Source organism: Pseudomonas sp. LBUM1644 (assembly GCF_059716195.1).
Genome location: NZ_CP166812.1, coordinates 4,262,286 through 4,275,064, shown reverse-complemented (window position 1 = coordinate 4,275,064; position 12,779 = coordinate 4,262,286). Strand labels below are relative to the sequence as shown.

The following is a 12,779-nucleotide window of genomic DNA, read 5'->3' as shown; positions in this document are numbered from 1 at the left end:
GCCAAATCTTGAAATCGGCCCAGTATTCTTTCCGGAGAGTGGATGACACGTCCCTCGGTTTTGCTACTGCTGTGTTGTTCGTTGCTGCTGCCGATGCCGGCGGTTGCGCGTCTGGCCGGGCCACTGCAAGCCGTGCCTTCCACCCAGGTGCGCGATCTGGCGGCAATCCGCAGCAGTCGCGTGTTGCGGGTGCTGGTCAATCAGAGCCGCAACAGCTCCGGCGAAGTCCAAGGCCAGGCTATCGGTGTCGAGTACCACCGGTTGCGCGCCTTCGAGCAATACCTCAACGGTCACGCCCGCGACGGTCAGGAAATCACCCTCAAGATCATTCCCAAAGCCAAGGATCAACTCATCGGCGCGTTGCAGCGCGGGGAGGGTGATCTGGTTGCGCCGGGGGAACTGCTGGATCTGCAGCCGGGCTACGCCGTCAGCACCAGCGAGCCGATTGCCAGCAACATCCCGCTGGTACTGGTCGGAATCAAAGGTGAAAAGCGCTATACCCGACTCGAACAGCTCTCCGGCAAGACCTTGGCGTTGCCCACCGGCAGTGCCGCCGGGGATGCGGTCAGTCAGATCAATCAGAAGCTAGCCCTGCACAAACTGCCACCGGTCAAGATCGAGTGGGTCGATCCCACCCTGGCAGTCGAAGATGTACTGGAAATGGTCCAAGGCGGAATCTTTCACCTGACCATTGTCGAACAACCCATTGCCGAGCGCTGGGGCAAGATCCTGCCAAAGCTGCGTTTCGACCGGCAGGTACTGATCAGTGACCCGGGTGAAGAATTCTGGTTTGTACGCCGCGATGCCTCAATGCTGCGGGCGAGCATCGATCGCTTTCTCACCGTCTACAAAAAACCATCCGATCAGGATGCCGCGTTCCTGCGCATCTATCGCCGTCTGTATCAAGTTCACTATCCACTGGCCAAGGCTGATCGCCAGCGCTTGGAAAAACTGCGACCGGTATTGCAGAAACATGCCGATGCCCAAGGCATGGACTGGCTGAACCTGGCGGCACTGGCGTTCAAGGAATCAGCGTTGCAACCGAGCGCCCGCGGCGGCGGTGGCCCCACCGGCCTGATGCAGATCACCCCGTCCGCGGCGCAGCGAGTCGGGGTCAACAACATTCAAGACCTCGATTCCAATGTGCAGGCCGGGGCCAAGTACCTGGCGATGATCCGCCGCAAATTCTTTGCCAGCCCCAAGCTCAACGAACGTGAGCGCATGGCGTTTGTATTGGCGGCTTACAACATCGGACCGGAGCGGGTTCAGGGCATGCGTGCCGAGGCGCGGCGGCGTGGTTTGAATCCCAATCAATGGTTCTTCCAGGTCGAGCGCATCGCCATGGAGCAGGTGGGAATGGGACCTGTCAGCTATGTTAATAGCGTGAACAAGTATTACCTGGCGTTCGATCGGGAGCGGGAGTCGTTGGAGCCTCAGGGGCAAAAAGTTGCCTCACGTAAATGATCGACTAAACTGATTGTTATGGTGGAAATATTGCGCTTTTAACATTTGATTTACTGATTAATATAGCGGCCAACCAACACCTAACTCAAAAATGGATGACACAGCATGAGCTCACTGATCAACAAGGTACTATTTACCCGCGCCGGCTATGGCCTGACTGTCCTGCGGATTTGCGTCGGCATCATCTTCGCTGCTCACGGCTCGCAGAAACTTTTCGGTGCATTTGGTGGCTACGGCCTGGCGGGCACGGCGCAGTACATGGAGAGTATCGGTCTGGCGCCGGGCTACGTGATGGCGACGCTGGCTGGCGGTACTGAGTTCTTCGGCGGTCTGGCCTTGATCATCGGTTTGCTGGTGCGCCCGGCAGCGCTGGGGTTGGCGTTTCTTTCGCTGGTAGCCATCTTCTCGGTGCACCTGCCTCATGGTCTGTTCATGGCCAACAACGGTTATGAATTCGCCTTGGCCCTGCTCGGTGGCACGATTGCCGTGCTGATCGAAGGCGCGGGCAAGTTGTCGGCTGACCGCGCTATCGCTGGCTAAGCACGGATCTTCAAAATCAAAAGATCGCAGCCTCCGGCAGCTCCTACATGCGTACCCTGTAGGAGCTGCCGGAGGCTGCGATCTTTTGATGTTTTGTTGCTCGGGATTCTTGACACTGCCGAGTCAGCTTCTCTAGGATGCTGCTCATGCGCCGATTTAAACAGCTACTTGCGGGGCGCCAGGTGACTCATGGAGTTGCCGATAGAAGCTTGAAACAGGCTTCGAAATACCGCTAAAGCGCTGGTTCGGTGTTGCCTCTCACCTGCCATGCAGACTTTTGAGGCAGAGACACGACTCGATGAATGCACTAAGCCCAGTAATACGCCCCGCGCCGATCACGGCACATCTCACCCAGCGCAATCCAAAAATCCTGCTTGGCGGCAACCATCAGCCGACGCTCTTGCGTTATCTCGACGGCTGGCCACGCCGTACCGGCGGCCCCGCTGCGTTTCTGATCCAGTTTGTCGAAGACGGTGAATCGTTGGCTCGATTTGCCAGCGACAGTTTCGATCTGGCGGTGATTCAATCGCCCAGTCTAGAGGATGCTCCCGAAGTGATCAGGCAACTGACCCGGGTCGCTCGACAAGGTTTGATTGCCCGCCGCTGAGGCACAGAGCGTTGCGGCTCAGAGATACTCGATCGCCACGATATACACGCATTGCTCACCGGTCGGTGTCTGGACTCGAACTTCAGCGTCCAGCGCCTTGCCGATCAGGGCGCGTGCCAAGGGTGAGTCGATGCTGATCAGCCCCCGTTTCAAGTCCAGTTCGTCCGGGCCGACGATGCGATAGCGCGATTCTTTTCCCTCTTCATCTTCGATGGTGACCCAGGCGCCGAAATAGACCTTGTTTGGATCACTGGGCTTCTCGCTGACAACTTTGAGTGCTTCCAGCCTTTTGGTGAGGAAACGTACGCGACTGTCGATCTCGCGCAGCATTTTTTTACCGTAGGTGTACTCGGCGTTTTCAGAACGATCGCCCTGTGCCGCAGCCTCGCTGACCGACTGCGTTACCTGCGGTCGCCGCACATGCCAAAGCTCATGAAATTCGGCCCGCATCCGCGCTTCACCTTCGGGGGTGATCAGCGCGGTGCCAGCAGTGCGAGGAGGGCGATAACGGCTCATGGCAACTTCTTTTGATTGATATCGCTGGAGTCTATCAACCCTCGCGCAGAACTGTCAGCGGGCTGGCATTCAAGGCTCGGCGAGTACCGAACACTCCCGCACTGCCAATGAGCACGGCGCCGATCAATGGCAGGACCAGCAGCCATGGATGTGGATGCCACGGCAGGTCGAATGCATAACGGTAAAGCACCAGGCTCACCAGTTCCGAACCCAGCGCCGCGAGCAATCCGCTGACCGCGCCCAGCAAGCCGAATTCGATCCTCCTGGCCTTGACCAGCAACTGCCGCTCGGCACCGAGTGCCCGCAACAGCGCGCCTTGGCGAATGCGTTCATCCAGCGTCGCCTGCAAGCCGGAAAACAACACCGCCATCCCCGCTGCCAACACAAACAGCAGCACGTATTCCACCGCCAGCGTGACCTGGGCGAGGATGCTGCGCAGCTGCTCCAGCAAGGCTTCGACTTGCAGAATGGTCACCGCTGGAAAGCTGCGCGACAGGTCGACAATCTGTTGATCATGACCCGCTGCCAGATAGAAACTGGTCAGGTAGGTCGCCGGCAGATCCTTCAACGTGCCGGGCTGGAAGATCATGAAAAAATTCGGTTGGAAGTTGTCCCAGTTGATGTCCCTCAAGCTGGTGACTTTCGCTTCGCGATTGACCCCGCCGACCGTAAAGACCAAGTGATCGCCAAGTTTGAGTTTCAGGCTCTCGGCGACTTTGCCTTCCACCGACACGCCCGGCATCTCATCCGGCGTTTGTTCGGCCCACCAGTTGCCGGCGGTGAGCTTATTGCCGGGTGGCAAATCCGCCGCCCAGGTCAGGCTCAGGTCGCGCTGGATCGCCCGATCACCGGCCGAATCCTTGCTGACGATTTCCTGCACCGGCTCGCCGTTGATGCTGATCAGGCGCCCAGGCACCACCGGGTACAGCGGCGCCGATTGCGCCGACAGTTCAATCAGGCGATCGGTGAACGCCTGTTTGTCTGCCGGGAGAATGTTCAGGGCGAAATAGTTAGGTGCGTTTTTCGGCAGCTGGTTCTGCCAGGTATCCAGCAATTCTCCGCGCAGCAAGGCGATCAACGCCATCGACAAGAGGATTAAACCGAAGGCCAGGGATTGTCCCGCGGCCGCCAGGGGATGACGCAACAATTGACCCAGGCCGAGGCGCCAGGGCAAGGACGCACGCGCCAGCATCCGGCGAAGGCTCTTCAACAGCAGCAACAGCAAGCCGCCCAGCACCAGCGCAGCGATCACGCCACCGCCGAGCAGGGCGAAGGTCAGCACCAGGTCCAGACTCAGGCGCCACATGATCAGCCCAAGCGCACCGAGCGCCGCACCGTAGACCGCCCAGGTGCTGGAGGGGATTGGCAGCATGTCCCGGCGCAATACTCGCAATGGCGGCACGCGACCCAACGCTGCCAATGGCGGCAATGCGAAACCGGCCAGTGCCACCAGTCCGGTGCCGATGCCTGCGATGGCCGGAAACAGACCGCCTGGTGGAACGTCGGTCGGCAACAAGTCATGCAGCAGTGCGAATAATCCAAGCTGCGCCAGCCAGCCAATCAACGCGCCGCTGATGCTGGCCAACAATCCGAGCACCGTCAGCTGCAAACTGAACAGCACCATGGTTTCGCGACGGGACAGCCCCAGGCAGCGCAGTAAGGCGCTGGCATCGAACCGGCGAGTGGCGAAGCGCGTCGCCGACAGCGCCACCGCGACACCGGATAACAGAACCGCCACCAGGCTGGCCATGTTCAAGTAACGTTCGGCTTTGCCCAAGGCGCCGCCGATCTGCCGGTTGCCATCGCGAGCATCCTGCAAGCGCTGGTTAGGGGCCAGACCCGGTTTGACCTGTTGCCGATAACTTTCCAGCGCTTGCGCAGTGCCGCGCCAGAGTTCGCGGTAACTGACCCTGCTGCCGGGTTGCACCACGCCGGTCGCGGCGAGGTCGCCGAGGTTGATCAGCACTCTGGGGGTCAGGCTGTAGAAGTTGCCGGCGCGGTCCGGTTCGTAGGTCAGGACCCGCGCCAGTTTCAGGGTGCGCATACCGACATCGATGCTGTCGCCGATCTTCAAATCCAGCGCCGTGAGCAATCGCGACTCAACCCAGGCTTCGCCGGGTTTCGGCCCGCCACCGGCTTCTTCCGGGGCGAAAGGAGCTGGAGCGCTTTTCAGTTCACCGCGCAGTGGATAAACATCGTCAGCAGCCTTGATGCTGGACAGCTGAATGCCATTGTCGGTAGCGATAACGCTGGAGAACTCCACCACCTGAGCATGTTCGAGGCCCAGGTCCGTGCCGCTTTTTATCTGTTCGGGCCGCGCGGGCGAACTGCCTTCAAGCAGCAGGTCGGCACCGAGGAATTCGGTGGCGCGTAGCATCATCGCGCCGTTCAGGCGAGCGCCGAAATAACCGATGGCGGTACTCGCCGCCACGGCCACCACCAGGGCGAAAAACAAAACCCGCAGCTCGCCGGCGCGGGCGTCGCGCAGCAATTGGCTAATGGCAAGGCTGAACAGGCGCAACAGCGGCAGGCGTGCCATCAAGGCTCCAGAGGGGCGACCAGCAGGCCGGCTTCAAGGCGGATCAGGCGCCGGCAACGATGTGCCAGGCGTTCGTCGTGGGTGACCAGCACCAGGGTCGTGCCGCGCTCCTGGTTGAGTTCGAACAGCAGGTCGCTGATGCGCTCGCCGGTGTGGCTATCGAGGTTGCCGGTGGGCTCGTCGGCAAACAACACATCGGGTTCGGCGGCAAAGGCCCGGGCAATCGCCACGCGCTGTTGTTCGCCACCGGAGAGCTGGCGCGGCGAATGGGTCAGGCGCTGGCCGAGGCCAACGCGTTGCAGCAGCTCGGTGGCACGTTCACGGGCATCTTTGCGGCCGTCGAGCTCCAGCGGCAGCATGACGTTTTCGAGGGCATTGAGGCTGTCGAGCAGTTGGAAAGATTGAAAGACAAAACCGACGTGCTCGGCGCGGATGCGGGCACGCTGGTCTTCATCGAGATTGCTCAAGCCTTGCCCGGCGAGGGTGACTTCGCCGCTGCTCGGCAGGTCGAGGCCGGCGAGCAGGCCGAGGAGGGTGGATTTGCCGGAACCGGAAGCGCCAACGATGGCCAGGCTGTCGCCCTTGTTCAGTTCCAGGCTGAGTTCGTGCAGGATAGTCAGTTCACCTTCCGCGCTGGGAACCACTTTGCTGAGGTTCTTCGCGGTGAGAATGCTTGCGCCCATGGAGAATCCGATGCGTGTGTGGTTTTTGAGTGCTGGCCTGGCCTTGATGTGCATGGCCCAGAACGCAGCGGCGGGTACTGTCCTGATCGTTGGCGATAGTATCAGCGCCGGTTTCGGACTGGATACCCGCTTGGGGTGGGTGTCTTTGCTTGAGCAACGGCTCAAGCGCGAAGGTTTCGACGATAAGGTGATCAATGCGTCCATCAGTGGCGACACTAGCGCCGGAGGCCAGGCGCGCCTGCCTGCGCTGCTTGCAGAGCATAAGCCTGAGCTGGTGATCCTCGAATTGGGAGGCAATGACGGGCTGCGCGGATTGCTGCCAACGCAATTGCAACAAAACCTTGCGGCGATGATCGACAGCTCCCGCGCCAGCGGCGCCAGGGTGCTGCTGCTTGGCATGCAATTACCGCCCAACTACGGCGCGCGCTATACCAAGGCCTTTGCCGAGGTCTTCAGCAACGTCGCTACCGAGAAAAAAATCCCGCTGGTGCCGTTTTTTCTCGACGGAGTAGGTGGCCATCCAGACCTGATGCAAGCCGATGGCCTGCACCCGGCTGCCGGGGCTCAGGACAAGTTGCTGGAAAATGTCTGGCCTACTCTGAAACCGCTGCTTTGACGCTTTTCTAGCGGCGGTGTTTCGGCTATCGTGGCGCCCCCGATTTGGAGCCCCCGATGCCGCGTCCCGCCTGGTCACTTTTTGCCTATCAACTGATCGAGCCTGACGAACAGCTGGATCTGTTCGCCTGCCAGGAAGTGCGGGTACATCTGGTGACCCGTCAGCTGGAGCTCGGCGGCTCGGCAGATCGGACTCTGTGCGGTAGCTTGCTGCCAGCACAGCCACGCTGGTCGAGCGTCGACCGCCGGGTGTTTCAGGATCAGCGCCTGTGCTCGCTATGCCGCGCCATCCTGGAATCGCAAAAACGCGGCACATCGCCGATCTGGCCAGAGCTGCGCTTCGAGCTGTAAAGCATTAAAGATAGCGTGCTATCGGCTAAGTCCCCGAATTCACAGATGCCGGTGTACAATCCCGTTTTTATACCCTTGTCGATCATGCGAAGGATTTTCCGGATGTTGCCGCGCTTTCCTGCCGTCACCCGCTGCCTGACTCTTGCCGCCTTCTGTGTGGCCGGTCCCGCTTCAGCATTGGAGTTGCCCCTGCCACCGCCCGGTGAAGACATCATCGGCCAGGTCCAGGTCATCAAGGCCAAGTACGAAGACACCTTCGCCGACCTTGGCACCACGTACGATCTGGGTTACTCGGAAATGGTCGCGGCCAACCCTGGCGTCGATGCCTGGCTGCCGGGCGCCGGTACCGAAATCATTCTGCCGACGCGCTTCATCCTGCCGCCAGGCCCGCGTGAAGGCATTGTCATCAACCTGGCTGAATACCGCCTCTACTACTACCCGAAAGGCCGGAACGTGGTGTACACCTTCCCGCTGGGTATTGGTCGTGAGGGTTGGGGGTCGCCGATCGCCCACACCACCATCACCGCGAAAACGCCTAACCCGACCTGGACCCCTCCTGCGTCGATCAAGGCCGAGCACGCCGCCGATGGTGATCCGTTGCCGAATGTGGTGCCGGCCGGCCCGGATAATCCGTTGGGGCCGTTCAAATTCAGCCTGGGCACTCCGGGCTACCTGATTCACGGCTCGAACAAGAAATTCGGGATCGGCATGCGGACCAGCCACGGCTGCTTCCGGATGTTCAACAACAACGTGCTGGAAATGGCCGGCATGGTGCCCGTTGGTACATCGGTGCGTATCATCAACGACCCCTACAAGTTCGGGGTAAGTGGCGGCAAGGTCTATCTTGAAGCGCACACGCCGCTGGACGACAACGGCAACCCGTCGGTGGTCGACAAGCACACCGCCGTGATCAACGCGATGCTCAAGCGTGAAGACATCACTAACAACCTGCGCATGAACTGGGATGTGGTGCGTGATGTGGTCGCGGCTGAAGATGGCCTGCCGGTGGAAATCGCCGTGCCGAACGCGGCTGCGCCGATGGTCACGAGTGCACCGACCGACCCGCTGCAGTAACGCTTGAAAGGAACCCGCCGATGCTGGCCGCATCGGCGGGTTTTTTATGGCCCGTACAAAACCCGGGCAATAAAAAAGCCGACCCAAAAATGGGTCGGCTTGATAATAATCCCGAAGGACTATTACTTGCGGCTAGCTTTGTCCAGCATGCGCAGAGCACGCTCGTTAGCTTCGTCAGCAGTCTGTTGTGCTTTTTGAGCAGCAGCCAGAGCTTCATCAGCTTTACGGTAAGCTTCGTCTGCACGAGCCTGGGAGCGAGCTGCTGCGTCTTCAGTAGCGGTCAGACGTGCTTCGGTTTCTTTCGATGCGCTGCTGCAACCGGTAGCCAGAACTGCGGCCAGAGCCAGAGCAGAGAATTTCAGAACGTTGTTCATCGTGTTCCCCTTCAAGGACTTTCTATTAAGTAGCTATCTCCTCAGAGTGAGGAATTAGCCGGCGTACATACTACCCATTACTTGTCGTAAGTAAACTGACGTAAAGCAAGAAGCAAAAAAAATTGTAGGCGTTGATTCTTTTTCGAGCAACTTTTAACTGCATTGTTTAAAAAATATCCAGCTGCAAGGCCCGAGCTGAGCGATCCGCAGAAGAAAAGTTCCGCGTCTAAATCGCTGTTTTTCCTGTCTTGGCTAAACTCTGTCTACATGGATTCGTCTATACTTTCGTTCGGATTTTGCGCGCTGCCTCTCATATCTTTATCCATGTTGAGGTGACTTTAAGAGAGGGCGCTCGTCTTAAGTCTCAATATCCGGCAATGTTCAGGCTATCGACCCGCGGAGACCCTCGGGCGAGCCGTCCCTGTATGACCCGGAGCTGCACCCGCCACCCTGCACGATGACGAGCGTACCTTGAGCATTTTTGCCAATGGTGCCTACTATTTGTACGTGCCCGGTTGCGCGGGATTGGTGCGGCTCTTCTCGGTGTCCATTCAGGCACGGGGTGGCGTAGATGTTCCTTCGCCGGAAAAACATCGGTAAGGTAGGGGTCAAAATTCAAGACCCGCGAGGAGTAGTGATGAGCGAGGCGTTGTCCATCCACCATGACCAGGCTGGTCATCAGTTCGAGACCAATGTGGACGGTCATCGTGCCTACCTGACCTATATGGACCTGGGAAAGCAGACCCTGGATATTTACCGCACCTTTGTGCCGAACGCGCTGCGTGGTCGTGGGATCGCGGCCGCATTGACCGAGCAGGCGCTGCAGTACGCCGAGGAAATGGGCTACACCGTGATTCCGTCGTGTTCCTACGTGGAACGCTATATGGAGCGTCACCAGCGCCATGCTGCCAAGCTGAGCCAGTGACCTTTCAAGAATAAAACGCATAAAAAAACGCCGGGCTAAGCCCGGCGTTTTTTTGTCTGCTGAATTTTGCTTGCAGCGCAGCGCGATCAGGTACGAGCGCGTTTTGGCAACACGTCCTTGAGCTTGGCATGCATGCTGCGCAAGGTGTTTTCGGTGGCGGACCAATCAATGCAGGCGTCGGTGATCGACACACCGTATTGCAGGTCGGCGAGGTCTTTCGGGATCGCCTGGCAACCCCAGTTCAGATGGCTTTCGACCATCAGGCCGATGATCGACTGATTGCCTTCGAGGATCTGGTTGGCAACGTTCTCCATCACCAGTGGTTGCAGCGCCGGGTCTTTGTTGGAGTTGGCGTGGCTGCAATCAACCATGACGTTCGGCTTGATCTTCGCTTTGTTCAGCGCTTGCTCACACAGGGCAACGCTGACCGAATCGTAGTTAGGCTTGCCGTTGCCACCGCGCAACACGACGTGACCGTAGGCGTTGCCCTTAGTGGTAACGATCGATACGCCACCTTCCTGGTTGATACCCAGGAAACGGTGCGGGCTGGAAACTGATTGCAAGGCGTTGATCGCCACGGTCAGGCCGCCGTCTGTGCCGTTCTTGAAGCCGACCGCCGAGGACAGGCCGGAAGCCATTTCACGGTGGGTCTGGGATTCGGTGGTGCGTGCGCCGATGGCCGACCAGCTGATCAGGTCCTGCAAGTACTGCGGGGAGATCGGGTCGAGGGCTTCGGTCGCGGTCGGCAGGCCCATCTCGGCCAGGTCCAGCAGCAACTGGCGGCCGATGTGCAGGCCGTCCTGAATCTTGAAGGAATCGTCCAGGTACGGGTCGTTGATCAAGCCTTTCCAGCCGACGGTGGTGCGTGGCTTCTCGAAATACACGCGCATGACCAGATACAGGGTATCGGACACTTCGGCCGCGAGTACTTTCAGGCGCTCGGCGTATTCGTGGGCTGCCTTGATGTCGTGGATCGAGCAAGGCCCGATGACGACAAACAGGCGGTGGTCGGTGCCATCAAGAATATTGCGAATGACTTCGCGACCCTTGGTGACGGTGCGCAGGGCAGCGTCGCTCAGGGGGATATCACGCTTGAGCTGATCGGGAGTGATCAGCGTCTCATTGGAGGCGACGTTTAGGTCGTTGATCGGTAAATCAGCCATCGTTTACTCGTCAGGTCACGGGTGCCGGCCGCCAGCGAACCCGCGCGGCGGAGCACAGCAAATTAAGCGCGTCGGGGAGCAGAACCTTAGCGCGTTACACTGTGGCTCGACAATGGGCAGGCATGGGTTTAATCCAGCACAGCCTGTGCAAATGCCCTGCGAACCGTATCCTGGGAGAACTCGTCGGCATGTTCCTGGACCCATTCAAGCGCCAGTGCCTGAATCTCCTGCAGGTCGTTGTGGGCGTCATGTTCGCGGCAGTACCGTTCGATCTGGCACACCTGTTCGCCCATGCGGGCGCTGAACAGTGTCTGCTCGTCGAGGAAGGCAATGCCCACCAGATAGCCATGCTTGCGTTTCAGGCACCAGGCCACATAGCCCAGGAAACGCAAGTCGGGGCTCAAGGTCGGCATGCGCACCTCGAGCGCCGTGCCGTGGCGCCACGCGCGGTGATAATTGCAAGCCATGCCCCCGAGGCTGCTAGTGTGCAGCTGTTGCCGCGAAATACACTCAGGTTTGAGCAACGTTAATTCAACGGGCACATCGTCAGGATGAGGAATAAATCGTCCCATGAACACGGACTCCATGTGTCGGCCATCTGACATTGTTTCCCCCAGTATAGTGGTCGAATTGGAACTGACCGATTTCGACGCCGACCAACGGCTGCTGGCGATGAGCGGCGTCTCGCTGGTGATTTTCACCAGTGTCGGCTGTGCCAGCTGCCGTTTTGCCCGTGAGCAATTGCCACGACTGGCGCTCGAGGTCGACCGGCTGTGCTGGATCGATGCCGGAAACAATGGCGGGGTGGTCGAGCGTTATCAGGTCTTTCACTTGCCGGCGCTATTCGTGGTGCGCGACGGTGAGTTTTTCGGAGCACTTACATCGCGCCTGACCGCCACCGAACTCAATGCAGCGGTAGGTCAGGCATTGAATCGAATTGCAGAGGAGTTGCCATGATGGGGGCAGTTGCCAAACCGACAATCGGTATTATCGGAACCGGGGCAATCGGCGGTTTCTATGGGGTGATGCTGGCGCGTGCCGGCTTCGATGTGCACTTTCTATTGCGCAGTGAATTTTCAGCGGTGGCTGAACGTGGGCTTCAAGTCGACAGTGCTCCCTACGGGGCGCTGACGCTGAACCCGGTTCAAGCCTATTCGTCCGCCGAAGACATGCCGCCCTGCGATTGGCTGCTAGTGGGCGCGAAAACCACCAATAACGCCGAACTGGCGCCGGTGATCATTCAAGCCGCGGCGCCGAATGCCAAGGTGCTGCTGTTGCAAAATGGCCTGGACGTCGAAGACAGTTTGAGCGAATTGCTCCCCGATTCACTGCACGTGCTGGGTGGGCTCTGCTATATCTGCGTCCATCGCGAGGGGCCAGGCGTCATTACCCATCAGGCGCTCGGTGCGGTGAATGTGGGCTATCACAGCGGTCCCGCACCCGATGACCAGGCACGCATGGCGATTGTCGAGGAGGGCGCCGGGTTCTTCCGCACTGCCGGCATCGACTCCCAGCCCATGGCGAACCTGCATCAGGCGCGCTGGCAAAAACTGGTCTGGAATATTCCTTACAACGGTCTGTCGGTGTTGCTCGAAGCAGGCACCACGGCACTCATGGCCGACGCCGACAGTCGGGAACTGATCAAGTCGCTGATGGCCGAAGTGGTTCAGGGTGCGATAGCCTGCGGTCACGACGTACCGGCCGGTTATGCCGATAATTTGTTCATGATGACCGAGAAAATGCCGGACTACTGGCCGAGCATGTACCACGATTTTCTGCACAAGCGACCGCTGGAGCTGGCGGCGATTTACGCACGCCCACTGGCGGTGGCCAAAGCAGCGGGCTGCGAGTTGCCGCGAATCGAAGCCTTGTATCGCAGTTTGAGTTTCATTGATCGACGCAACACCTGAGTCGATCAACCTGAGGGG

At 59.3% G+C, this 12,779-nt stretch carries 15 protein-coding genes; 9 read left to right on the top strand and 6 right to left on the bottom strand.

From position 1 onward, the window contains the following. The first annotated feature begins 42 nt into the window (after positions 1-42). The 3 genes from ACA052_RS19420 (at position 43) to ACA052_RS19410 (ending at position 2,611) form a co-directional block, all read left to right on the top strand. Positions 43-1,464 (top strand): MltF family protein, encoded by a 1,422-nt coding sequence (locus ACA052_RS19420; RefSeq protein ID WP_497646336.1) that lies wholly within the window; start codon positions 43-45, stop codon positions 1,462-1,464. A 105-nt stretch (positions 1,465-1,569) separates the two neighbouring features. Further along, positions 1,570-2,004 (top strand): DoxX family protein, encoded by a 435-nt coding sequence (locus tag ACA052_RS19415; RefSeq protein ID WP_497646334.1) that lies wholly within the window; start codon positions 1,570-1,572, stop codon positions 2,002-2,004. A 298-nt stretch (positions 2,005-2,302) separates the two neighbouring features. Next, entirely contained in the window at positions 2,303-2,611 is a 309-nt protein-coding gene (locus ACA052_RS19410; RefSeq protein WP_497646333.1) for a class I SAM-dependent methyltransferase, read from the top strand. A gap of 18 nt (positions 2,612-2,629) precedes the next feature. On the opposite strand, the gene greB is transcribed toward ACA052_RS19410, so the two are convergent. From greB to ACA052_RS19395, 3 genes are read right to left on the bottom strand one after another with little or no spacing between them, the layout of a single operon-like run. Continuing rightward, complete coding sequence (greB, locus tag ACA052_RS19405; protein ID WP_497646332.1) at positions 2,630-3,127, bottom strand: transcription elongation factor GreB; 498 nt, start codon at positions 3,125-3,127, stop codon at positions 2,630-2,632. A 34-nt stretch (positions 3,128-3,161) separates the two neighbouring features. Beyond that, positions 3,162-5,666, bottom strand: a complete 2,505-nt coding sequence (locus ACA052_RS19400; RefSeq protein WP_497646331.1) for an ABC transporter permease — start codon at positions 5,664-5,666, stop codon at positions 3,162-3,164. After that, positions 5,666-6,349: an ABC transporter ATP-binding protein gene (locus ACA052_RS19395; RefSeq protein ID WP_201117894.1), complete on the bottom strand. Its 684-nt coding sequence runs from the start codon at positions 6,347-6,349 to the stop codon at positions 5,666-5,668. Before ACA052_RS19395 ends, ACA052_RS19400 begins: the two co-directional genes overlap by 1 nt. A gap of 10 nt (positions 6,350-6,359) precedes the next feature. On the opposite strand from ACA052_RS19395, the gene ACA052_RS19390 reads away from it, so the two are divergent. The 3 genes from ACA052_RS19390 to ACA052_RS19380 all read left to right on the top strand — a co-directional run bounded on the left by ACA052_RS19390 (position 6,360) and on the right by ACA052_RS19380 (position 8,389). Beyond that, positions 6,360-6,965 carry an arylesterase gene (locus ACA052_RS19390; RefSeq protein WP_497646330.1) on the top strand — a complete coding sequence of 202 codons (606 nt, stop codon included), beginning with the start codon at positions 6,360-6,362 and terminating at the stop codon, positions 6,963-6,965. A gap of 56 nt (positions 6,966-7,021) precedes the next feature. Further along, the gene (locus ACA052_RS19385) at positions 7,022-7,315 is read left to right on the top strand and encodes a hypothetical protein (RefSeq protein ID WP_003226812.1); all 294 of its coding nucleotides are present in this window, start codon (positions 7,022-7,024) and stop codon (positions 7,313-7,315) included. Positions 7,316-7,417: 102 nt separating this feature from the next. After that, complete coding sequence (locus ACA052_RS19380; protein ID WP_497646329.1) at positions 7,418-8,389, top strand: L,D-transpeptidase family protein; 972 nt, start codon at positions 7,418-7,420, stop codon at positions 8,387-8,389. A 122-nt stretch (positions 8,390-8,511) separates the two neighbouring features. Here ACA052_RS19380 and oprI read toward each other — a convergent pair whose 3' ends face one another. After that, a complete protein-coding gene (gene oprI, locus ACA052_RS19375) occupies positions 8,512-8,763 on the bottom strand; it encodes an outer membrane lipoprotei OprI (RefSeq protein ID WP_003199355.1) in 252 nt (83 codons plus the stop codon). Positions 8,764-9,400: 637 nt separating this feature from the next. Here oprI and ACA052_RS19370 point away from each other — a divergent pair. Further along, positions 9,401-9,688 (top strand): GNAT family N-acetyltransferase, encoded by a 288-nt coding sequence (locus ACA052_RS19370; RefSeq protein WP_020800382.1) that lies wholly within the window; start codon positions 9,401-9,403, stop codon positions 9,686-9,688. Between the two features lie 86 nt (positions 9,689-9,774). On the opposite strand, the gene ACA052_RS19365 is transcribed toward ACA052_RS19370, so the two are convergent. Next, on the bottom strand, positions 9,775-10,851 hold the full coding sequence (locus ACA052_RS19365; protein ID WP_497646328.1) for a 3-deoxy-7-phosphoheptulonate synthase: 1,077 nt from the start codon (positions 10,849-10,851) through the stop codon (positions 9,775-9,777). 128 nt (positions 10,852-10,979) lie between these two features. Then, positions 10,980-11,423, bottom strand: a complete 444-nt coding sequence (locus ACA052_RS19360) for a PilZ domain-containing protein (RefSeq protein WP_497646327.1) — start codon at positions 11,421-11,423, stop codon at positions 10,980-10,982. On the opposite strand from ACA052_RS19360, the gene ACA052_RS19355 reads away from it, so the two are divergent. Continuing rightward, the gene (locus tag ACA052_RS19355) at positions 11,422-11,808 is read left to right on the top strand and encodes a thioredoxin family protein (protein ID WP_497646326.1); all 387 of its coding nucleotides are present in this window, start codon (positions 11,422-11,424) and stop codon (positions 11,806-11,808) included. The two genes, ACA052_RS19360 and ACA052_RS19355, sit on opposite strands and share 2 nt — an antisense overlap. Then, a complete protein-coding gene (locus ACA052_RS19350; protein WP_497646325.1) occupies positions 11,805-12,761 on the top strand; it encodes a putative 2-dehydropantoate 2-reductase in 957 nt (318 codons plus the stop codon). The genes ACA052_RS19355 and ACA052_RS19350 overlap by 4 nt, the downstream gene beginning before the upstream one ends. Positions 12,762-12,779: the final 18 nt, after the last annotated feature.

Bases quoted from the DNA above. Each gene is read 5' to 3' on its own strand.
- ACA052_RS19410 (WP_497646333.1), top strand. From the start codon at position 2,303: ATGAATGCACTAAGCCCAGTAATACGCCCCGCGCCGATCACGGCACAT.
- ACA052_RS19380 (WP_497646329.1), top strand. From the start codon at position 7,418: ATGTTGCCGCGCTTTCCTGCCGTCACCCGCTGCCTGACTCTTGCCGCC.
- ACA052_RS19360 (WP_497646327.1), bottom strand. From the start codon at position 11,423: ATGGGACGATTTATTCCTCATCCTGACGATGTGCCCGTTGAATTAACG.
- oprI (WP_003199355.1), bottom strand. From the start codon at position 8,763: ATGAACAACGTTCTGAAATTCTCTGCTCTGGCTCTGGCCGCAGTTCTG.
- ACA052_RS19420 (WP_497646336.1), top strand. From the start codon at position 43: ATGACACGTCCCTCGGTTTTGCTACTGCTGTGTTGTTCGTTGCTGCTG.
- greB (WP_497646332.1), bottom strand. From the start codon at position 3,127: ATGAGCCGTTATCGCCCTCCTCGCACTGCTGGCACCGCGCTGATCACC.
- ACA052_RS19385 (WP_003226812.1), top strand. From the start codon at position 7,022: ATGCCGCGTCCCGCCTGGTCACTTTTTGCCTATCAACTGATCGAGCCT.
- ACA052_RS19350 (WP_497646325.1), top strand. From the start codon at position 11,805: ATGATGGGGGCAGTTGCCAAACCGACAATCGGTATTATCGGAACCGGG.
- ACA052_RS19365 (WP_497646328.1), bottom strand. From the start codon at position 10,851: ATGGCTGATTTACCGATCAACGACCTAAACGTCGCCTCCAATGAGACG.
- ACA052_RS19355 (WP_497646326.1), top strand. From the start codon at position 11,422: ATGAACACGGACTCCATGTGTCGGCCATCTGACATTGTTTCCCCCAGT.
- ACA052_RS19400 (WP_497646331.1), bottom strand. From the start codon at position 5,666: ATGGCACGCCTGCCGCTGTTGCGCCTGTTCAGCCTTGCCATTAGCCAA.
- ACA052_RS19395 (WP_201117894.1), bottom strand. From the start codon at position 6,349: ATGGGCGCAAGCATTCTCACCGCGAAGAACCTCAGCAAAGTGGTTCCC.
- ACA052_RS19370 (WP_020800382.1), top strand. From the start codon at position 9,401: ATGAGCGAGGCGTTGTCCATCCACCATGACCAGGCTGGTCATCAGTTC.
- ACA052_RS19415 (WP_497646334.1), top strand. From the start codon at position 1,570: ATGAGCTCACTGATCAACAAGGTACTATTTACCCGCGCCGGCTATGGC.
- ACA052_RS19390 (WP_497646330.1), top strand. From the start codon at position 6,360: ATGCGTGTGTGGTTTTTGAGTGCTGGCCTGGCCTTGATGTGCATGGCC.